General features: G+C 50.2%; 21 protein-coding genes. 14 read left to right on the forward strand and 7 right to left on the reverse strand.

The genetic code is table 11. The annotated features are described in order from the left end of the window. Positions 1 to 8 precede the first annotated feature (8 nt). Genes NSS79_RS14430 through NSS79_RS14440 form a run of 3 tightly spaced genes read left to right on the forward strand, consistent with a single transcriptional unit; the run spans position 9 to position 2,330 of the window. Positions 9 to 842 carry an amino acid ABC transporter substrate-binding protein gene (locus NSS79_RS14430; protein ID WP_342439849.1) on the forward strand — a complete coding sequence of 278 codons (834 nt, stop codon included), beginning with the start codon at positions 9 to 11 and terminating at the stop codon, positions 840 to 842. Between the two features lie 54 nt (positions 843 to 896). Then, entirely contained in the window at positions 897 to 1,565 is a 669-nt protein-coding gene (locus NSS79_RS14435) for an amino acid ABC transporter permease (RefSeq protein ID WP_038590815.1), read from the forward strand. A 12-nt stretch (positions 1,566 to 1,577) separates the two neighbouring features. Then, the gene (locus NSS79_RS14440) at positions 1,578 to 2,330 is read left to right on the forward strand and encodes an amino acid ABC transporter ATP-binding protein (RefSeq protein WP_342439850.1); all 753 of its coding nucleotides are present in this window, start codon (positions 1,578 to 1,580) and stop codon (positions 2,328 to 2,330) included. Positions 2,331 to 2,456: 126 nt separating this feature from the next. Here the strand turns inward: NSS79_RS14440 and NSS79_RS14445 are convergent, their stop codons facing one another. From NSS79_RS14445 to NSS79_RS14455, 3 genes are all read right to left on the reverse strand, one after another. Beyond that, positions 2,457 to 3,131: an S-layer homology domain-containing protein gene (locus NSS79_RS14445; RefSeq protein ID WP_342439851.1), complete on the reverse strand. Its 675-nt coding sequence runs from the start codon at positions 3,129 to 3,131 to the stop codon at positions 2,457 to 2,459. A 115-nt stretch (positions 3,132 to 3,246) separates the two neighbouring features. Beyond that, positions 3,247 to 3,822, reverse strand: coding sequence for a hypothetical protein (locus tag NSS79_RS14450; protein WP_342439852.1), 576 nt, complete (start codon positions 3,820 to 3,822; stop codon positions 3,247 to 3,249). A 79-nt stretch (positions 3,823 to 3,901) separates the two neighbouring features. Next, complete coding sequence (locus tag NSS79_RS14455; protein ID WP_342439853.1) at positions 3,902 to 4,774, reverse strand: AraC family transcriptional regulator; 873 nt, start codon at positions 4,772 to 4,774, stop codon at positions 3,902 to 3,904. Between the two features lie 212 nt (positions 4,775 to 4,986). Here NSS79_RS14455 and NSS79_RS14460 point away from each other — a divergent pair, with 212 nt between their 5' ends. Then, entirely contained in the window at positions 4,987 to 5,457 is a 471-nt protein-coding gene (locus tag NSS79_RS14460; protein WP_038590839.1) for a transcriptional repressor, read from the forward strand. A gap of 98 nt (positions 5,458 to 5,555) precedes the next feature. On the opposite strand, the gene NSS79_RS14465 is transcribed toward NSS79_RS14460, so the two are convergent. Next, positions 5,556 to 6,101 (reverse strand): hypothetical protein, encoded by a 546-nt coding sequence (locus tag NSS79_RS14465; protein WP_342439854.1) that lies wholly within the window; start codon positions 6,099 to 6,101, stop codon positions 5,556 to 5,558. Positions 6,102 to 6,199: 98 nt separating this feature from the next. Here NSS79_RS14465 and NSS79_RS14470 point away from each other — a divergent pair, with 98 nt between their 5' ends. After that, positions 6,200 to 6,790: a TetR/AcrR family transcriptional regulator gene (locus tag NSS79_RS14470; RefSeq protein WP_342439855.1), complete on the forward strand. Its 591-nt coding sequence runs from the start codon at positions 6,200 to 6,202 to the stop codon at positions 6,788 to 6,790. Positions 6,791 to 6,846: 56 nt separating this feature from the next. Here the strand turns inward: NSS79_RS14470 and NSS79_RS14475 are convergent, their stop codons facing one another. Then, the gene (locus tag NSS79_RS14475) at positions 6,847 to 7,527 is read right to left on the reverse strand and encodes a TIGR00266 family protein (RefSeq protein WP_341378370.1); all 681 of its coding nucleotides are present in this window, start codon (positions 7,525 to 7,527) and stop codon (positions 6,847 to 6,849) included. A gap of 431 nt (positions 7,528 to 7,958) precedes the next feature. Next, positions 7,959 to 8,777: an AraC family transcriptional regulator gene (locus NSS79_RS14480; protein WP_342439856.1), complete on the reverse strand. Its 819-nt coding sequence runs from the start codon at positions 8,775 to 8,777 to the stop codon at positions 7,959 to 7,961. A gap of 309 nt (positions 8,778 to 9,086) precedes the next feature. Between NSS79_RS14480 and NSS79_RS14485 the strand changes: the two genes are divergently transcribed. The 8 genes from NSS79_RS14485 (at position 9,087) to NSS79_RS14520 (ending at position 17,512) form a co-directional block, all read left to right on the forward strand. After that, positions 9,087 to 9,854, forward strand: coding sequence for a sugar phosphate isomerase/epimerase (locus tag NSS79_RS14485; protein WP_342439857.1), 768 nt, complete (start codon positions 9,087 to 9,089; stop codon positions 9,852 to 9,854). Then, positions 9,847 to 10,944, forward strand: a complete 1,098-nt coding sequence (locus NSS79_RS14490) for a Gfo/Idh/MocA family oxidoreductase (protein WP_038590903.1) — start codon at positions 9,847 to 9,849, stop codon at positions 10,942 to 10,944. Before NSS79_RS14485 ends, NSS79_RS14490 begins: the two co-directional genes overlap by 8 nt. Before the next feature lie 44 nt (positions 10,945 to 10,988). Further along, on the forward strand, positions 10,989 to 12,059 hold the full coding sequence (locus tag NSS79_RS14495) for a Gfo/Idh/MocA family oxidoreductase (RefSeq protein WP_342439858.1): 1,071 nt from the start codon (positions 10,989 to 10,991) through the stop codon (positions 12,057 to 12,059). A 39-nt stretch (positions 12,060 to 12,098) separates the two neighbouring features. Then, positions 12,099 to 13,067, forward strand: coding sequence for a sugar phosphate isomerase/epimerase (locus NSS79_RS14500; protein ID WP_342439859.1), 969 nt, complete (start codon positions 12,099 to 12,101; stop codon positions 13,065 to 13,067). Between the two features lie 4 nt (positions 13,068 to 13,071). Then, entirely contained in the window at positions 13,072 to 14,052 is a 981-nt protein-coding gene (locus NSS79_RS14505; RefSeq protein ID WP_342439860.1) for an aminoglycoside phosphotransferase family protein, read from the forward strand. Positions 14,053 to 14,143: 91 nt separating this feature from the next. Beyond that, positions 14,144 to 14,683, forward strand: coding sequence for an HXXEE domain-containing protein (locus tag NSS79_RS14510; protein ID WP_342439861.1), 540 nt, complete (start codon positions 14,144 to 14,146; stop codon positions 14,681 to 14,683). 138 nt (positions 14,684 to 14,821) lie between these two features. After that, positions 14,822 to 15,892 carry an ABC transporter ATP-binding protein gene (locus NSS79_RS14515; protein ID WP_342439862.1) on the forward strand — a complete coding sequence of 357 codons (1,071 nt, stop codon included), beginning with the start codon at positions 14,822 to 14,824 and terminating at the stop codon, positions 15,890 to 15,892. 186 nt (positions 15,893 to 16,078) lie between these two features. Then, the gene (locus NSS79_RS14520; RefSeq protein WP_342439863.1) at positions 16,079 to 17,512 is read left to right on the forward strand and encodes a glycoside hydrolase family 43 protein; all 1,434 of its coding nucleotides are present in this window, start codon (positions 16,079 to 16,081) and stop codon (positions 17,510 to 17,512) included. Positions 17,513 to 17,626: 114 nt separating this feature from the next. Here the strand turns inward: NSS79_RS14520 and fabF are convergent, their stop codons facing one another. After that, positions 17,627 to 18,868 (reverse strand): beta-ketoacyl-ACP synthase II, encoded by a 1,242-nt coding sequence (gene fabF / locus NSS79_RS14525; RefSeq protein WP_342439864.1) that lies wholly within the window; start codon positions 18,866 to 18,868, stop codon positions 17,627 to 17,629. Between the two features lie 136 nt (positions 18,869 to 19,004). Between fabF and NSS79_RS14530 the strand changes: the two genes are divergently transcribed. After that, positions 19,005 to 19,856, forward strand: a complete 852-nt coding sequence (locus tag NSS79_RS14530) for a helix-turn-helix transcriptional regulator (RefSeq protein ID WP_342439865.1) — start codon at positions 19,005 to 19,007, stop codon at positions 19,854 to 19,856. Positions 19,857 to 19,884 lie beyond the last annotated feature (28 nt).

Consider the following 19,884-nt stretch of genomic DNA (forward strand, 5'->3'; position numbering starts at 1 on the left):
TTCATGTGATGAAGAAGCTTAGCCTGACTATCCTGCTGCTGCTAACTCTGCTGCCGGCCGGGGCATGCGGCAATAATAACAATACAGCGCCTGCGGCTACTGCCGCGCCCACAGAAGGAGCGGCGGCTCCGGCCGGGCAGAACTCACTGGAAGCTGTTAAAGCGAGTGGCAAGCTGCGTATTGGTACGGAAGGGACATATGCTCCGTTTACTTTTCATGATGCAGAGGGCAAACTTACCGGTTTTGATGTGGAGATTGCCAAGGAGATTACGAAACGGCTGGGAGTGGAACCCGAATTTGTGGAAACCCAATGGGATGGCCTGTTTGCCGGCATGGATGCCAAACGTTTTGATACGATATTCAACGAGGTTTCGATTACGGATGAACGCAAGGTGAAATATGATTTCTCTGAGCCGTATATCGTCTCTAAGGGAGTGCTGATCGTGCGCGAGGATAACCAGGATATTACAGCCTTCGCGGATCTTAAAGGCAAGAAGGCAGGTCAATCGCTGACCAGCAACCTGTCCGATATCGCCCGGGAGAACGGTGCGGAGATCGTCGCTGTGGATGGCTTCAGCCAGGCCATAGACCTGCTGACCTCCGGCCGGATTGATGCGACCGTAAATGACGGCTTGTCCTATCTCGACTTAAAGAAGCAAAAACCAGATGCAAAGATCAAACAGGTGGATGAAACGGCCGAGGGGTCGCAAAGTGCGGCAGTTTTCCTCAAAGGAAACGAAGAGCTGGTTAATGCTGTCAGCAATGCGCTGGCTGAAATGAAGAGCGATGGAACCTATCTGAAAATTTCGGAGAAGTACTTTGGGGCGGATGTGTCCAAATAACAAATGGAGCTGGCGCGAAGATGCAGCCGAGTGTCCAAAAAGGATGTCTGAACGATGGATGACCGGAAAATTGGGATTTTCATGGATTCACTGCTGCCCCTGTTTAAAGCGGGGGTGGCTTATACCCTTCCGCTGGCGCTTGTTTCCTTTGCGCTTGGATTGCTGCTGGCTGTTCTTACCGCGCTGTTCCGTCTCTCCTCATGGAGAATCCCGAAGCTGATCGCCCGGTTCTACGTCTGGGTAATCCGCGGGACACCGCTTCTGGTGCAGCTCTTTATTATCTTTTATGGACTTCCGGCGGCAGGGATTGTGCTGGATCCTTTTATTGCCGCTGTAATCGGTTTTACACTCAGTGTTGGAGCCTATTCTTCGGAAATTGTCCGGGCAGCCATCCTGTCCATACATAAAGGCCAATGGGAAGCTGCCTTTTCCGTCGGAATGAGCCGGGGGCAGGCACTGCGGCGGATTATTCTGCCTCAAGCGGCGCGTGTATCGGTTCCGCCCTTGTCGAACTCTTTTATCAGTCTCGTAAAGGATACCTCCCTGGCGGCAAGCATTACGTACGTAGAGATGTTCAAAACAGCGCAGCAGATCACGGCGACCACCTACGAACCGCTGCTGCTCTATAGTGAGGCTGCATTATTCTACCTGCTGTTCTGCTCCGTGCTGTCCGCGCTGCAAAATGTCCTGGAACAGCGGTTTGACCGTTATTCGGCGAGATAAGGAGGAAATCACTTGATTGAAATTCACGGCCTGCACAAATCCTTTGGTTCGCTACAGGTATTAAAAGGTATCGATCTCAGCATGGAGCATGGCAAGGTTCTGGTGATTATCGGGCCCTCCGGCTCCGGCAAAACAACGCTGCTTCGCTGTTTTAATCTGCTGGAAATACCGGATCAGGGCAGCCTGTCGCTGGGGGAAATAAGCCTTGAATTTACGCAAAACAGGAAAATCCCGCATAAGACACTGATGGCCCTCCGTCAAAAAACAGGGATGGTCTTTCAGTCCTACAACCTGTTTCCGCATATGACTGCGCTTGGCAATGTCATGGAGGGGCAGGTTACTGTACAGAAACGCAGCAAGGAGGAAGCCAGGAAGCGGGGGATAGAGCTGCTGGCCAAGGTAGGTCTCAGTAATAAAGTGGAGGCTTACCCCCATCAGCTGTCCGGCGGCCAGCAGCAGCGTGTGGCCATTGCCCGGGCGATGGCGGTCGATCCCGAAGTGCTGCTGTTCGATGAGCCGACTTCAGCGCTCGATCCTGAACTGGTGGGCGAGGTGCTGAAGGTCATCAAGCAGCTTGCAGCTGAAGGCATGACAATGGTGATCGTCACCCATGAGATGAAGTTTGCTGCTGATGTGGCTGACCGGATCATCCTGATGGACAACGGCGTGATCCTGGAACAGGGAACTCCGCAGCAGGTGCTGGAGCAGACGGAGAATCCGCGAGCCCTGCAGTTTCTGAACCGGCTGAGCGGTGATGATTTATGAGCCGGAGTGTATCCAAGCTGTGTGGAACAAGTAAAGGCAGTCCAGGGGGAGACCCGGACTGCCTTTGCTTGTATTTAGTTCATCTCATGATGCGCGGGGGAGCGCCTGAGATGCAGTCAATAGTAGTTAGTTCTGCGTGGATGCATCATTGACTGAATTCAGATATTCCAGTGCATTGTACAGCATAACAGCCGCTTCGGCGCGGGTGAGCTCGCTTTTCGGATTAAACTTGCCATTTGCATCAAGCGTGTTGATCTTGTATTTCAGCGAACGCTGTATGCTGCCTTGGTAGGAAGGCTCCAGTGCAGCTTCGTCAGCGATATCTACAGGAACAATATTGATCAGTGGCAGATTGCCAACCTTCTCCACGCCCTGAACGAGCAGGTTGGTGAACATCTCCTTAGTAATCAGCTTGGAAGGATCGATATCTGCAGGAATATCAACGTCGTTGTAATGGGCGTTGACGAAAGCTTCCGCATACCAGGCTTTGTCTTTTATCTTGGAGAATATAGCGCTGGCGAGAGGTGCCTTGTTGAAATCAATGGCAGCCAGACTGAGTTGAAGTCCGCCAGTGATAAACTGCACGCCTTGTGCTGTGGTCACTTTGGCACCGGGCAGAAACTGGGTATCGGAGATGCCTTTAATGAGACCTTGTTCCTTCAGGGAGTTGATTTTGGACTTTCCGGCTACATTGTCAATATCTTTAAAGCTGCCGCCAGCAGCAAACATCTGTCCTCCCAGCGAGAAGGAGAGAAGTGATACGGTTGTTATCACTGCAAAAGCACTTTTTTTCAGTTTCATGGAGATTCCACCTCTATAGTAGGGTAGGCCGCTTGGCCATTATCAACTCCTTTGACGTTATTGTTGGGGAGAAAGTTGCAGACAATTTAATTTTATATGGCTATGTCTGCGATTTCTACATCACTTCCTGAAACATCAGGTTGCGGTAAGGATACTTGCTGAGGCTGCTCTCGAACAATAGAGCGGCACCATACTCCTCTATCGTGACGGATTTCAGTGAGCTTGCCTTAACGAATCTGCGAACCAGCTTGTTAACGGCGGTCCTGTCGTTGCGCCGGATTGCGGCGGCAAAGCTTTCGGCGTAACTGCGGCTTCTGGCCAGCTTCCGGTAAAACGGAAGAACAGCTGCGGCAATCCTGCGGTGCATCCTTGCATTAAAAGTAAATTGTACGGTACCCGGCGGGATCGTCGTCCCGTTTGTATAGAAGGATACCGGCAGCGGAAAGGGGAAGGAGATAAAGTAGCCGATGCCGTTTGTGCCGTAATTCTCTACAGAAGCGAGAGTAGGAATCTTTGCGAGCAGTTTGCCCATAAGACTAAGGTCTGCGTTAACGATGGCGCTGGACCATTGCGCAGCAAAGCTGCCGCTTCCGGCAATCTTCCGGTAGAACGGCAGCATAGCCGCAGCAACTTTGCGCAGAATGGAGCCAGTCACAAGGGGCCTTGCTGTAGGTGCGATTGCATTTTCCATCCGGACCCTCCTCATATCAATAAAATAATCCCTCAATATAAGGTATGGAAGCCGGGTCTATTTCGGATTGGGCAGACGTTTAGTCTACAGGAATATAAATAGTTATTCGCATATAATCGGGATACGCTGAGTTCAACACATCCGTAATTTCAAAGTCCGGCCCCTCCCGCCGTTCATAATTGGTGTTCGGCAGCCAGGTTCCGTAGATATAGTCTCGGGTTGACTGGCTCAACCCGGCTGGGCCATGGGCCTTGAACATGGCATAGTTTCCTGCCGGGATATCGAATTGGACATAAGCTTCCGCTGGAACTTCTGCTGTATCCGCTACCGCTTCACCGATGATAAATGAGAAGTCTCCGTTCTCCTGATAGTGGCAGGCGATGCCGTAGGACATCCCTGGTGACTGTTTTTCCGGAATTGCCATGAACCGCCCGTTTCTTCCAAAGTCATCATAGAATCCGGGAATATCCTTGTAATGCGCGTCTTCATTTAGATTCGTTTTGTACTCTACGCCGATAATCTTTGTTCCTTCCCAGTGGATCAGAGTTGGTTTGTCCATTTCGTGTACATCTCCTTTGGTTTTTTTTTGGAGTTCCAGAAAATTGATGACAGGCTGTCCTTGGATAACGTCTGCAGTTTTGCGGTATTTACCGGGCGTCAGGCCGGTAAAGCTTTGAAAAGCCCGGGTGAACGCTTCCTGGGACTGGTACTGAAAACACAAGGCGATTTGCAGTACGCTTTCGTTGCTTCCACGCAGGCGGTTAGCCGCCTCGGACAATCTTCGTTTGCGAATGTACTCGTTGACAGTGAAGCCGGAGATCGCCAGGAACATCCGCTGGAAATGAAATGCCGAGAAATAAGCCCGGGCGGCAATCTCTGCAATCCGCAGTTCCTCCTGCAGATGTTCTTCAATGTAGTCGAGCGACTGCTGGATTCTGAAGTAATAGTCCATCGGCGTCATTCCTTTGCGCGTTAATTACAGCTTTAATTATGCGGGATATGTTGAAATGTTTTTTGATTCATTGTGCGGAAATTCGGCGGGTGATGTTATAATCATGTCATAGACTTTTCATTTATGGTCAATTTTGTTATGCTTATATCGTAACGATTACTAATTATAAGTACAAGATATAAGGAAATTCTTGCGGAAAGGCGGGAGAAGCCATGAACCCAATTGCGAATATCAGCCAACAGTTTGCTGCGCAAAACTATAAATTGACACCCCAGCGTGAGGCTATCGTGAAGGTGCTGCTTGATAATGAGGAAGAGCATTTAAGTGTGGAAGAGGTATACATGCGTGTGAAAACCAGTTATCCTCATTTGGGGCTGGCAACGGTATACCGGACCTTGGAGCTGCTATGTGAGCTGCATATTGTAGAAAAGATGAATTTCGGCGATGGCGTGGCCCGTTATGATCTGCGGGATGATCATGCCCACATGCATCATCATCTGATCTGCAATGTGTGCGGAAGGCTGGAAGAAATCAAGGAAGACTGGCTGCTGGAGCTGGAAAGACGGCTGGAAGTGGAGTACGGGTTTAAAGTCACCGATCACAGGCTCGACTTCAAAGGCACTTACAAGACATGCAAGCAGAACGGTTGTAAGGCAGACAAGCAGAAACAGGCGGTATCCTAAGACTCATGGAGATTAATATTGGGCTTAAAAAAGACGCAGAGCTCTGGCGGCCTGCGTTTTTAGGTGTATCATTCGTTGGAAAGAAATACTTATAATGGTTATTTCTCTACAATGCCTTTGGCCTGCTTGGGCCAGAAAGTGTAGCTAAAACTTATAAGGGCATCAATCCCTACAATAATTGCCCAGACTTTCAGCGTTGCGAACAGATTCTCTGTTCGAGAAGAATCACCAGTCACAACAATCATACCGTACATCACAAGTGCGCCAATGGCAAAAGCGAGCAGATGAAGCAGCCAGCCGATTCTTTCATTGCGTGCATGTGCTGTGCCGTGTTTTGGCTTGGGAGCAGGTTTTGGACCTCCGGCAAAACGGTAAGCAAACCGTTCATCCGCCCATTTGATCATCCGGTGGCCCCATGCGATGGATACGCCGATATAAATGGCGGAAAGACTATGCATGAATGTGGCTTCCGCGCCATTTCTCAGGTCAATTACCGCAACGGCGATAAGCACCAGATCAATCAATGGGGTGCAGAACAGCAATATGGCTCCTATCTGCTTCTTGCGGAGGATATAACGGAAGGTCAGCCCCGCCAGGACGAACACCCAAAAGGCGATCTCACAGCCAAAAATAAATAACGCCATTTTCGTATTTTCCTCCTAAATAGTACAAGTGTATTAAATCAATTGCTGTAAGTTTAGCATGGATGACCTTATAAATTCAACTATGATATAATTGCCTTATGCCAAAAATAGTGAATCATGAAGAACGGCGCCAACAGTTAGCCGAGGCCGCCTGGCGAATTATCCGCCGGGAAGGGATGGAGGCAGTCTCCGTCAGGAGTGTAGCGAGCGAGGCCGACATGTCATTGGGATCGCTGCGCCATTATTTTGCCACTCAATCAGAATTGCTTGCCTTCTCCATGAAGATGGTGTCGGATCGGGTCAACGCGCGTATGGAAGCTATGGAATTTACGGATCATCCACTGCAGGACATCGAGCGGTTTATCCGTGAGCTGATGCCGCTGGATGAAGAGCGGAGTGTGGAGGCCGAAGTCTGGCTGGCATTTTCCGTAAAGGCTGTTACAGACCCTGAGCTGCAGGTGCTGAAACAGGAGGTACATAACGCTATGTATGATGGCTTTAGCCAAGCCATTGAATATCTCGCGGCCCGGGGATTGCTTAAGGAGGGATTGGACCTGAGGGCCGAAGCCATGGCGCTGCATGCCTTGGTGGACGGGCTGGTGCTGCATCATATCAGCCAGCCGGAGCAAGTAACCCAGAAAGACCTCAGCATGCTTGTAACCTACCATTTGCGGGGTCTGCTTCAATAACACAAACAAGCTGCCCTGGAATTATGGCAGCTTGTTTGTGTTATTATTACTCAGGCCTAAGGCCGGTTTGGCACAAAAGATTTGATCCATGTTCCGAAGCTTCCCGGATTGCGGGTCTGCACCAGCACCACGCCTTCACCACGGAATCTGCAGACCAGAGCTTCACCGCTGGTCAAGCTGTTCAGCCAGCCGGAGGCGGCTTTTTCCACTTTGTAGTCCATATAATCCGGCCACGCCACCAGGTGACCGTTGTCGATAATTATTTCCTCTCCAGGGGCGAGGTTAATCGCATGGATCGCCCCGAAGGAGGATAGGAACACCGTTCCGCTGCCGCTGATTTCTATAATGAAGAATCCTTCGCCGGAGAACAGGCCGCGGGTCAGGTTCTGCATTTTGGTGTTGACCTGAATCCCATGGGTTCCCGCGAGGAAGCCGTCCTTCTGAACATACAGCTTGTACGACCCGTCAAGCTCAATCGCCTGGATATCGCCGATTGCCCCGGGGGAGAGCAGAACTTCGCTTTGTCCTCTGGTGGCAGTAAGCTCCTGGAAGAAGAACTTCTCCCCGCTCAGCATCCGGCCAAGCCCGCGCATCAAACCGCCGTCTACCGTACCTCTGATCTCAACATTCGGTGACATGGCGACCATTGCGCCCATTTCCGCTTTGACACTTTCACCCGGGTTCAAATGCACCTTGAGCATGGCAAAAGCGCCATCATACAATACATCGTATTTCATTGATTTCTCCTCCGATTCTGCCTAGCTTTTATAACGGAATTCCTGTAAAACAAGGATACTGTATTATACCATTTTCTGGTCTGCAAGCTTCTAGATTTAAGCGGGTACCAGATTTTTATAATTAACTATACCGGGAAATCAGGTTGTGAATATGTTAAAATTAAAGTATCGGCAGAGAGCTTGCCGGTCATAACGATACAAAAGGAGTGTTGCTGCAATGGCACGCACGAAAACACAAAAAGCTTTGCTCAAGGCAGAACGCGCCGGAACATGGTGCGCCGCAAGAAACCGGAGAACAAATGATGACTACAGCGCAATCTCCCAGCATGTACGTCTTACACCCAGCAAACAACAGCAATTGAATAAGATCAAACACAAGGAGCAGATCTTTCGGGATGGTGCTCCTTTGCATTTATACGGGGCCTCATCATTTAAGTCTGTGCCCTGCTGTGTATGCGGTACTGTTTTGGCGACATGCCAAACCGGCTGCGGAACACGCGGTGAAAGTAAGTATAGTTGGCAAAACCGCAGGTTTCAGAGACATGCTCCAGCGGCATCGGACTGAAGGTGATCCGTTCCCGCGCCATTTCCAGCCGGACGTCATTTACATATTTCACTATGCTGGTGCCAAAAGCTTCTTTAAAGAGATGCACCGCGCGGGAGACAGAAATGTCGACGTGGCCGGCCACATCCTCGAGCCGAAAAGAAATAGCGGCATGTTCCTCCACATATTGCTTCATCCGGTAGGCAAGATAACCTTTAGGTGAGATCACCGGCTGTTCGGTCATCAGTCTATCAATTTCCATACATAAAATCTGCAGATAACACGCTGAAATCTCTGGTGAGGAATCGGACAGCCTGCGCTGCTCCAGTACAAGTTGGCGGAATAAGCCGAGAAAATAATCGCTGCGCGGTAAGCGGAGAAGGGCAGGACGCTGTGTGCGTGTCCACCATTCCTCGATCCAGGGGCCGCCGCAAAAAATATGGTAATCCCCGCTTTCAATCCTTGGTTTACCAACAGGGTAGTTCTCTTTGTCGATGCTTAAATAGTAAGGATCATCCGGGGCGAAGAGCATGAGGTCGCCGGTCTCCACTGTGGAGATGACACCATCAATCCGTGTCCGGCTGCGCCCCTCCGTCTGTAACCGCAGGAGATAATTCTGAAGGCCTTCATTGAGTGACGAATGGAAAGGCTTGCGGTGAAAAGAGAATCCCGCGGAAAATACGTGGCAGGCAGTAGCAGATGTCATGAGTCCTCCTGGGTTTTTGAAATGATAAGCAGATTGTTCATGTTTTAATCATATTATTCATTTTATTATATACGCTTTCATATTACCATGTAGCTAAGGAAAAACATATAAATGATGCGAAGGAGGCTGCATGGCGGCTCTGGAAGCTACATAAGCAGGCGTGGGGTTCAGAAGGTGCAGGAAATAGATATATAGGACATTTTTGTATAACAGCCCTTTTGTTCAGGTGATTTCCATAGTGTGGCCGAAGCGGGGACGCCGTTTTGAATAACGCAGGTTAACTCTACATCGACAAGGAGTGAGGAAAGAATGCTGAAGATTGGATTACAGTTGTATACGCTGAGAGCAGAGCTGGAGCAGGATTTCGAAGGAACGCTGCGCAAGGTGGCTGAGCTGGGATATGCGGGAGTGGAATTTTACGACTTTTTCGGCCGAACAGCAGAGGAAGTAAAGGGACTGCTTCAGGAAACGGGATTGGTTGCTCTCGGAGCACATCGTCCATATGATGCCATGCTGAACGATACGGAGCAGGAAATCAGCTTTAATCTTGAGATCGGCAACCGGAACCTGATTGTGCCTTTCTTGACTGAGGAACAGCGTAACTGGGAAGAGGTTGTTGCTAATTTCCGCATAATCGGAGAGAAATGCAAAGCAAGAGGAGCGGTTTTTGCTTATCATAATCATGATTTTGAATTTACAGAGCATTTTGGAGAGCGCACCGCATTTGACGGTATCTTCGAAGAGGTTCCTGCTGAGCTGCTTCAGGTGGAAATGGACACCTGCTGGGTGTACTACGGCGGTTATGACCCTGTGGAGTATATTCACAAATATGCCGGCCGTTTGCCGCTTATCCACTTAAAGGATATGAAGAAGCTCGAAGATGGCTCGGCAGAAACTGTTGTATTGGGCGAAGGTGAAGTGAATCTTACCGCAATTCTGGAGGCTGGTGATGCGGCTGGAGTGGAATGGGCGGTAGTGGAACAGGATTATTGCAGCCGTCCGGCGCTGGAAAGTGTTGCGGACAGTATGAAATGGGTTAGAGGCTATGCCAATCAAGGGGGAAAAGTTCATGTCTAACAAACTTAAAATTGCTATTATCGGTTGCGGTGGTATCGCAAACGGCAAACATATGCCAAGCCTATCCCGTCAAGAGAATGCTGAAATGGTAGCATTCTGCGATATCGTGGAAGAACGTGCCCAGGAGGCTGCCAAAATCTATGGTGCCGAAGGTGCAGTCGTCTATACGGATTTCCGTGAGTTGCTCGCAGCGGGCGGATTTGATATCGTGCATGTATGTACACCTAATGACAGCCACTCCGAAATTACGGTTGCGGCGCTTGAAGCCGGTAACCATGTCATGTGCGAAAAGCCGATGGCCAAGACAACGGCGCAGGCACAGGACATGCTGGATGCTGCCCGCCGCACCGGCAAGAAGCTGTCAATCGCGTATCAGAACCGCTTCCGTGCAGATAGTGAATACCTGAAGGGAATGTGCGAAAGCGGGGAGCTGGGCGATATTTATTATGGCCGTGCCATTGCGCTGCGCCGCCGCGCCGTTCCGACCTGGGGGGTATTTCTGGATGAAGAGAAGCAGGGCGGAGGCCCGCTGATCGATATCGGAACGCATGCCCTGGATCTGACACTCTGGCTGATGGACAATTATAAACCTCGTGTAGTGGTCGGTTCTACCTTTCACAAGCTGGGTCAGCGTAAAAATGCCGCAAATGCGTTTGGTCCATGGGATCCTGAACAATTTAAGGTTGAAGACTCCGCCTTCGGCTTTATTACAATGGAGAACGGGGCAACCATCGTGCTGGAATCAAGCTGGGCACTGAATGTCGCTGAATTCGGTGAAGCGAAGACGCTGCTCGCAGGCACCGAAGGCGGTGCGGATATGAAAGACGGCCTGCGCATTAACGGAGAGCGCGCCGGACGCCTGTATGAAACGAAGGTGGACCTGTCTTCCGGCGGTGTTGCTTTCTACAGCGGGTCCGCAGAGACCGAGGCTGACCGCGAAGCCCGCTTGTGGCTTGAGGCGGTTATTGAAGACAAGGACCCGGTCGTCAAGCCTGAGCAAGCGTTTGTCGTGACGCAGATTCTGGAAGCTGTTTATGAATCCGCACGCACTGGCCGTGCAGTCTATTTTGACGGAAGTTCTGACAACTAAGAGGATTTAAGACGGATACAATAAGAAAAGCAGGAGTGGAATCCATGAGTTCAAACAAACATTCTGTAGTCATTGTCGGATATGGTGGAATGGGAAGTTATCATGCGCAATTGATCGGTGAGAATGAGCGCCTGGAAGTCGCAGGTACGTTCGATTTACTGGAAGTACGGCGCGAAGCGTCAGTAGAAGCAGGTTACAAAGCTTATGCCAGCTATGAGGAAGTGCTTGCTGACCCGGTTGTCGAGGTGGTTCTGATTGCAACCCCGAACGATGTCCATAAAGAAATAGCCATCCGTGCGCTCCAAGCCGGCAAGCATGTCGTCTGTGAGAAGCCGGTAGCTATGTCCTCTGCTGAGTTTAAGGAGATGACTGCGGCGGCCGATGGAGCCGGACGCGTGCTGATGGTTCATCAGAACAGACGCTGGGATGAGGATTTTCGGGTGATCAAGCAAATGTACGAGACGGAAACGATTGGAGCACTGTTCCAGATTGAGTCCCGCGTACATGGAGCCAATGGCATTCCCGGCGACTGGCGCCATGTGAAGGAGCAGGGTGGCGGTATGTTGCTCGACTGGGGCGTACATCTGCTGGACCAGTTGCTGTTTATGATCGACAGTAAAGTGATCAGCGTGACCAGCACGCTGAGCTATATTCTCGGCAATGATGTCGATGACGGATTTGAAGCGGTGCTGCAATTCGCAAATGGCATCAAGGCGATCGTTGAGGTCGGCACGACCAACTTCATCACATTGCCAAGATGGTATGTGAAAGGGATGGAAGGTTCAGCAGTAATCGAAGACTGGTCGCTGACCGGAAGAATTGTTACCCGCAACAGTGAAAGTGAACACCGGGAGCCCACGCCGATCCGTGCCGGTGTCGGCTTGACCAAGACGATGGCACCGCCTTCGGAAGGCTCGACCATTACCGAAGCGCTGCCGCCGGCAGCAGAGCTTGCGGACGGTTTCTACAACAATTTTGTCGCTGTAATTGAAGGTACGGCTGAGCCTATCGTCAAGAATGCGGAAGTGCTGCGTGTACAGAATCTGATTGAAGCGATTTTTGAGGCTGCGGAGAGCAATCAAGTCATTAAGGATTTTGATACTTACGGAGCTTAAAGAGCAGCGGAATATTACAATGTGAGAGGCGGCAGGGCAATGAAACTTGGTGTATTTATGGTGCTTTTCGGCGGTCGGGGGCTTGAGGATGCGCTGGATTATGTAGTTTCCAAAGGACTTAAGGCAGTGGAGATCGGCACCGGCGGCAACCCGGGTAACAGCCATTGTGATCCGAAGCTGCTGCTTGAGAATGAAACGGCGCTGAAGGAATTTAAGCATGCGGTGGAGTCACGCGGCCTGATGATCAGTGCGTTAAGCTGCCATGGCAATCCGTTGCATCCGCAGAAAGAGCTGGCCCGCAAGGACCATGAAGATTTCGTAAACTCTGTTAAACTGGCGCAAAAACTCGGGGTTCAGGTGGTAAACACCTTCTCGGGCTGCCCGGGTGACCATGAGGATGCCAAATACCCCAACTGGCCGGTTGCTCCATGGCCGAACGATTATCAGGAGATTCTGGCTTGGCAGTGGGAGAATAAAGTTATTCCTTACTGGAAGGAAATGGGCGCGTTCGCAACACAGCATGACGTCAAGATTGGCTTGGAGCTGCACGGAGGGTTCTCCGTGCATACGCCAGCGACATTGCTGCGCCTGAGAGAAGCTGCAGGTGAAGCTATCGGGGCCAACCTTGATCCCAGCCATATGTGGTGGCAAGGCATTGATCCGGTGCAGGCCATTCATATTCTCGGCCGCCAGGGCGCGATTCATCACTTCCACGCTAAGGATACCGTGATTGATCCGGTAAACGTGAACATGTACGGATTGACCGATATGCAGTCGTACACCAATATGCTTGACCGTGCTTGGCAATTCCGTTCAGTCGGTTATGGACATGACGTGAAGGTCTGGGCAGATATCATCAGTGCCCTTCGCTTGGTAGGTTATGATTATGTAGTCAGTATTGAACACGAAGATGGACTGATGTCCATCGAAGAAGGGTTCTCCAAAGCGGTAGACAATCTTCGCCAAGTACTGATTGAAGAGCCGCTTGCTGACATGTGGTGGGTATAAATCTATGGATAGCTTCACTAAAGTCAAATTGGATGACGGGCAGCGGGCGCTGCTGGTAGAGACGGCTTTCGGCAAAGATGCTAGGATTGTCTCTTGTTCGGAGCTGACCGGGGGTTTTTTTAATACGGCTTACGATCTTGAATTAAGCAATGGCCAGACTGTGATTCTGAAGATCGCTCCTGCAGATGAGACCGAAACGTTAAGCTATGAGAAGGATATTATGCGGGCAGAAGTAGAAGCTCTGCAGCTGGTCAAGGCAGCCGGTGGTATTCCTGTGCCAGCCGTATACAGTTATGACGAAAGCCTGCAGCTGATCCCTTCTCCCTATTTTTTCATGGAGAAGATTGAAGGGCAGCTCTACAGTGAAGTGAAAGATACTTTGTCCATCGAGCAAAGAGCCTCCATCGAGCAGGAGCTGGGACGGTATCAGCGGTTGATTAACGAGATTAAGGGACCGCGGTTTGGCCTGTTCGGACAGATGCCGGAAGGAACGGTAACCTCATGGCGTGAGAGCTTCACCTCGCTGATGAATAACCTGCTTGCTGATGCCGCCAGACTGGAAGCCAAATTACCGGCGTCCCACGATGAAATTAAACGGGTGCTGGAGCAATATTATCCCGCCCTTGATGAGGTGACGGAACCCCGGCTTGTGCATTGGGATTTGTGGAACGGCAATCTGTTTGTGAAGGATGGAGTTATTGTCTCTATTATTGATTGGGAGAGAGCGCTGTGGGGTGATGTGCTGCAGGAGTATTATTTCCGGCACTTCGAGGACTCAGCAGCTTTCCACAAAGGCTACGGTCTCACCTTCAACAGCCCGAACGAGATGCAGCGCAAGAAACTCTATGACCTGTATCTCGACCTCATCCTTGTGATTGAGTGTTATTCACGGCAGTATAAGGATGAGAATCATGTAAGCTGGACCTTGGATAACCTGGCGGAGAGCTGGAGAACATTCACCGGCAGCGGTGAAGCCATTAGATAGAACGCGGAAGGCCGGTCCTCTGAAGGGAGACCGGTCTTCTTGCTGCTCTGATTAACCGGAAACACTTGTTTTGTGGGAGGATGGTTTACAAATGCTGAGTTGGTTGAATCTTCATATCGATACGATAAGCTTGTTGTGGTTGCTGCCTGTATGCTTTATGTTTCATGATTTTGAAGAAATTCTTACTGTTGAGTCCTGGGCAGGCAAATACGGCAGCCGCGTGGAAGCGGCTCTGCCTAAGTACATGAGCACAATGTATAGGAGTACCATGCGCATGACGACGCGGGCTTTTGCTATGGATGTGCTGTTCGTGTATATTCTGATAGTAACAGTGACCTTACTTGCAGTATTCTTTTCTTTTTACTGGTTATATCTGGCGGTTCTTGCCGTTTTCCTGCTGCATGTTTTTACACATCTGGGGCAAAGTATCTATCTGAAACTGTATACTCCCGGCGTAGTAACCGCGGTGTTAGTAGCATTGCCTTATTCACTGTATGCCTTTTACAGGCTGCTGGAGGCAGAGACCGTTAGCTTTGCGGATATAGGCTGGTCGCTATTGCTGTTGCTGTGCCTGGCTCCACCGGCTGTCTGGGGCCTGATGAAGAGCAGAATGCGCCGCAATCAAGGGTGAAACCGCTTGAATCTCTAAAGACACATTTTCAGAAAGCACTTGACGTAAGACTATAAAGATAGATAAAATAATACTTATTGCCTTTCTATATACTGAGAATCATTATCATATTTTGAAAAGAGCAGAGAGGGTGACAGGATGGAGCGCCTTTTAGAGGTAAAGGACCTAGCAATATCTTTCAAAACACGCGGCGGAGAAGTGCAAGCAATCCGTGGCGTCAACTTCCATGTAAATAAAGGGGAAACACTGGCGATTGTAGGCGAATCCGGTTCCGGTAAAAGCGTAACTTCCCAAGCGGTCATGAAGCTTGTTCCTGAGCCGCAGGGTATTTATAAACGTGGACAGATTTTGTTCGATGGTCAAGACCTGATTAAGAAGAGTGAGAAGCAAATGCAGAAGATTCGCGGTAAGGAAATCGGGATGATCTTTCAAGATCCGATGACCTCGCTGAATCCGATGATGAAGGTTGGTAAGCAAATTACCGAGGTTCTGTTCAAACATGAGAAATTGTCCAAAGACGCTGCATACAAACGGGGTGTAGAATTGCTCAATTTGGTGGGAATTCCTTCACCTGAGCGTCGTTTCCAGCAGTACCCGCATGAGTTCAGCGGCGGTATGCGCCAGCGTGTCGTTATTGCCATGGCACTTGCAGCCAACCCTAAGCTGCTGATTGCCGATGAGCCGACAACAGCGCTCGACGTAACGATTCAGGCGCAAATTCTTGACCTGATGAAGGACATCCAGAAGAAAATTGATACGGCAATCATCTTTATCACTCATGATCTCGGTGTCGTGGCCCGAATGGCCGACCGTGTAGCCGTTATGTATGCCGGACAAATTGTCGAGATGGGCACAGCAGAAGAAATTTTCTATGACCCAAGACATCCATATACATGGGGATTGCTCGCTTCCATGCCGAGTCTGGAAAGCAAAGGCACCAAGCTTACAGCCATTCCAGGAACCCCTCCCGATCTGATCAAACCTCCTAAGGGCGACGCCTTTGCCTTGCGCAGCACCTATGCGATGCAAATTGATATGGAGAAAGAGCCGCCAATGTATAAGGTTTCGGACTCCCATTTGGTGAAATCCTGGCTGATGCATCCGATGGCTCCGGCTGTAGAGCCGCCTGAAGTTGTGAAGAAGAGACAACGCGTGCTGAAAAATGCTTATCCGGAGCCGGTTCTGATGGAAAGCTTCAGCGTGTATTAATTAGATCAAGTAATGGCATACTATTGAGATTAGCGTCAGGCCTTCGAAAGGCTTGGCGCTTTTTTGCGTGGGTCTAGAATTTATATTTTATATATAGTTAAAACGAAACTAATATGTGTAAATAAAAGTATTGACTAATTGTTATTTTCGCAGCAGAATGTAAGGGTATACATAGGAGGTAAGATAATGAAAAAATACACATTGACCACATTGATTTCGTTAACATTATTGGCAGGCTGCAGCGGTGACGGCGGTACGCCGAAGTTCGATAATGTTTCAGTACATGATCCTTCTGTTATCAAGGTGAACAATACATATTATGTATTCGGTTCCCATTTGGCTTCGGCCAAATCCAAGGACCTGATCTCATGGAAACAAATTTCCTCCGGCGTAGCGGACGGCAACGTGCTGATTCCCAACGTGACCGAGGAATTGAGCCAGACCCTGAGTTGGGCCCAGTCGGACACACTGTGGGCACCGGATGTGATTCAGCTGGCGGACGGGAAGTTTTACATGTACTATAACGCCTGCCGTGGGGATTCTCCGTTGTCTGCAATGGGTATTGCCGTAGCCGACAAGATTGAAGGACCGTATAAGGATCAGGGGATTATCCTGAAATCCGGCATGGCTGGTGTAGGCAATGACGGTGAAATTTATGATGCTACCGTCAAACCGAATGTGGTTGACCCTGATGTGTTTTTTGATAAAGACGGCAAGCTGTGGATGGTGTATGGATCTTATTCCGGCGGGATCTTTATTATGGAGCTGGATGCCGCTACCGGCTTCCCGTTACCGGATCAAGGCTATGGCAAAAAACTGCTGGGAGCAAATCACGCCCGGATTGAAGGCCCTTATATGCTGTACAGTCCTGAAACCGATTACTATTATCTGTTTCTCTCCTACGGGGGACTGGACACCAAAGGCGGCTATAATATCCGCGTAGCGCGTTCCAAGAATCCTGACGGTCCCTTTGAAGACTCCGAAGGCAAAGCGATGATTGACGCCAAGGGCACGGCCGGCAAGCTGTTCGATGATCCGGCCTATTCGCCTTACGGGGTGAAGCTGATGGGCAACTTTAAGTTCATCAATAGTTCAACTGAGAATGCTGTAAGCGAGGTTGGCTACTTGTCGCCGGGACATAATTCGGCTTATTATGATGCGAAGAAAGAGGAATATTATCTGATCTTCCATACGCGTTTCCCTAACCGGGGAGAAGAACACGAAGTTCGAGTACATCAGATGTTCATGAACAAGGACGGCTGGCCGGTTGTCGCTCCTCATCGTTACAGCGGTGAGAAGATCGGGACTTATACTGCAGCGGAAGTCACCGGAGATTACAAATATGTGAATCATGGCAAGGACATTACTGCAAATACAGTGCAGTCGGAACTGATTCAGCTGGGCAGCGACGGTAAGATATCAGGAGCGGTAACGGGAACATGGACGATAAGCGGAGAACATAACGCTGAGCTGACAATAGATGGGACTGTGTACAGTGGTGTCTTCCTGCGAGAATGGAATGAAGCTGTTGAGGCCCAAGTCATGACGTTCAGCGCACTTTCTGCCGAGGGGATTGCTATCTGGGGAAGTCATATCTCGCCAGCATCAGAGAGCAAATAAATCTATTACTATGTATTTGACCAAAAGCTCCAGCCCACTGTGAAGAACGGTGAGCTGGAGCTTTTTTTAAAAATATAAACATTTATATGCTTCACGCTATAAATTATCCTTATGTTATCCATTTTCGTACTTGCTTAGGGCGATAACAGCATTATGGCCGCCAAAACCAAAAGAATTGGAGATTCCAATTTTGAGCCCGCCTTTGCGGGCAATATTAGGCACATAATCCAGGTCGCATACTTCATCAGGGATTTCCTGATTGATGGTAGGCGGAATGATGCCGCTACTCAGGCTTTGAATCAGAGCGATGGCTTCCAGCCCGCCGGCAGCTCCGAGTGTGTGGCCGGTCATCGATTTGTTGGCGGTAACCGGAATGCGGTAAGCCGCTTCCCCGAAAAGCTTCTTAATCGCCAATGTTTCCGAGCGGTCCCCGATAATGGTGCTAGTTGCATGGGCGCTGATAACATCCACTTCCTCCGGGTTGATTCCCGCTTCGCGGAGTGCAAGCTTCATCGCCTGATAAGCACCGATGCCTTCCGGATGGGTGGCTACCATGTGATAAGCATCAGAGCTGGCGCCATAACCGATGACTTCTCCATGAATCACGGCATTTCTGCGCAAGGCGTGGGAGAGTGATTCCAGAATGACAATCGCGCCGCCTTCGCCGATAACGAACCCGTCACGCTTGCCGTCAAACGGGCGGCTGGCTCTCTCGGGCTCATCGTTGCAGGTGGATAAGGAAGTAGCGTTTCCAAAGCTGGCCAGCGAAATCTCGCTGACCGCGGCCTCGGAGCCTCCGGCAATTACACAATCAGCTCCGCCGTAACGGATTAACCGGAACGCTTCTCCGATCGCCGTATTGCCGATTGAACAGGCGGTGACCGGAGAGAGAGTAGGACCCAATGCTCCCAGCTTAATGCTGATCGTCGCAGCTGCCATGTTAGAGATCAGCATGGGTATCAAGGTGGGACTGACACGTTCCGGCCCACGAGTCCGCAGTACATCCCCTTGCTCCATCAAGGTATGAATGCCGCCTACCCCGGAACCTACATATACAGCAAGCCGTTCTTTGTCAATCTGATCACGCTGAAGACCGGAATGCGCCCACGCATCTTCGGCGGCAGCCAGTGCGAATTGGGTGAACCGGTCCATCCGGCGGGCTTCCTTGCGGCCGAATCTGCCCTCAGGATCGAAGTCCCGCACTTCAGCGGCAATTTTGGATTTGAAATGTGAGGTATCAAATGAAGTTATTTCGGAAATTCCCGATTCGCCTGCAGTCAGGCGGCTCCAGAATTGCTCTACAGTGTTGCCAAGGGGTGAGATCAAGCCCATCCCGGTAATTACAACGCGTTCCATAAATGTCTTCCTCCATCCTTGTATATAGGGGTTATACAAGTATTTTTCCACTTTACTTATCCTATTACAAGTTGTAGTTTATACTAGTATAATTACTACTATTTATAGGACGGTTTCAGAAAGGCAGGAACAGACATTGTCCAATCAGACGAGGCTTCAGGCATTATCAGATTTCTTAAAATCACGCCGGGCGGCGATCTCTCCCGCTGCCGCAGGCTTGCCGGAAGGGACGCGCAGACGAACGCCCGGGCTCCGCAGAGAAGAGGTAGCGCAGCTTGCCGGAGTCAGCAGCACATGGTATACCTGGCTGGAACAGGGACGTGATATTAGAGTATCGGCCTCTGTGCTGGATTGCATTGCCTCGGCACTGCAGCTGACCAAGGATGAGCGTAGCTATTTATTCGCTTTGGCCCTTGAGAATGGTCCCGGAAATATGCCATTTGAGCAGGTGGAGGTTTCCGTCATTAGCCCGCCACTGCAGAAAATTCTGCAGGAGCTTACCACCTGCCCGACCCTTATTTCGGACCGGCGCTGCGGCATCGTCGGCTGGAATGAAGCGGCGGCGCATGTTTTTCTGGATTTTGCCTCATTGCCGCAAGAAGAACGGAACATGATCCGCCTCTTGTTCGAACGCAAGGAATTTCAGCGGCTTGCCGTGAACTGGGAACAATTCGTCAGGGGTTATCTGGCTATATTCCGGGCGTACTACGGGCAATATGTTGAGGATCACTGGTATGATGATTTTATTGCGGAGATGAAGGGCAAACATCCTGCTTTTCAAGCACTTTGGGAGGAAAGCCAGGTTAGCTCAGCTCCCGATGTGGTGCTCGAATTCCGCCATGCCAAAGCCGGTAAGATGCTGTTTCATCTAACCTCACTTCAGGTTCACGGAAGCACGGATCTGCGCTGCAGCATCTATACCCCCGCAGGAGCTTCAAATACAGAAGCCAAGCTGAAGCAGCTTGTCGGGCAGTCCGCGATACATTAACCTGATAAATTATTTTTATGCATTCATA

The organism is Paenibacillus sp. FSL L8-0436, from assembly GCF_038593025.1.
Classification (GTDB): Bacteria; Bacillota; Bacilli; order Paenibacillales; family Paenibacillaceae; genus Paenibacillus_AQ.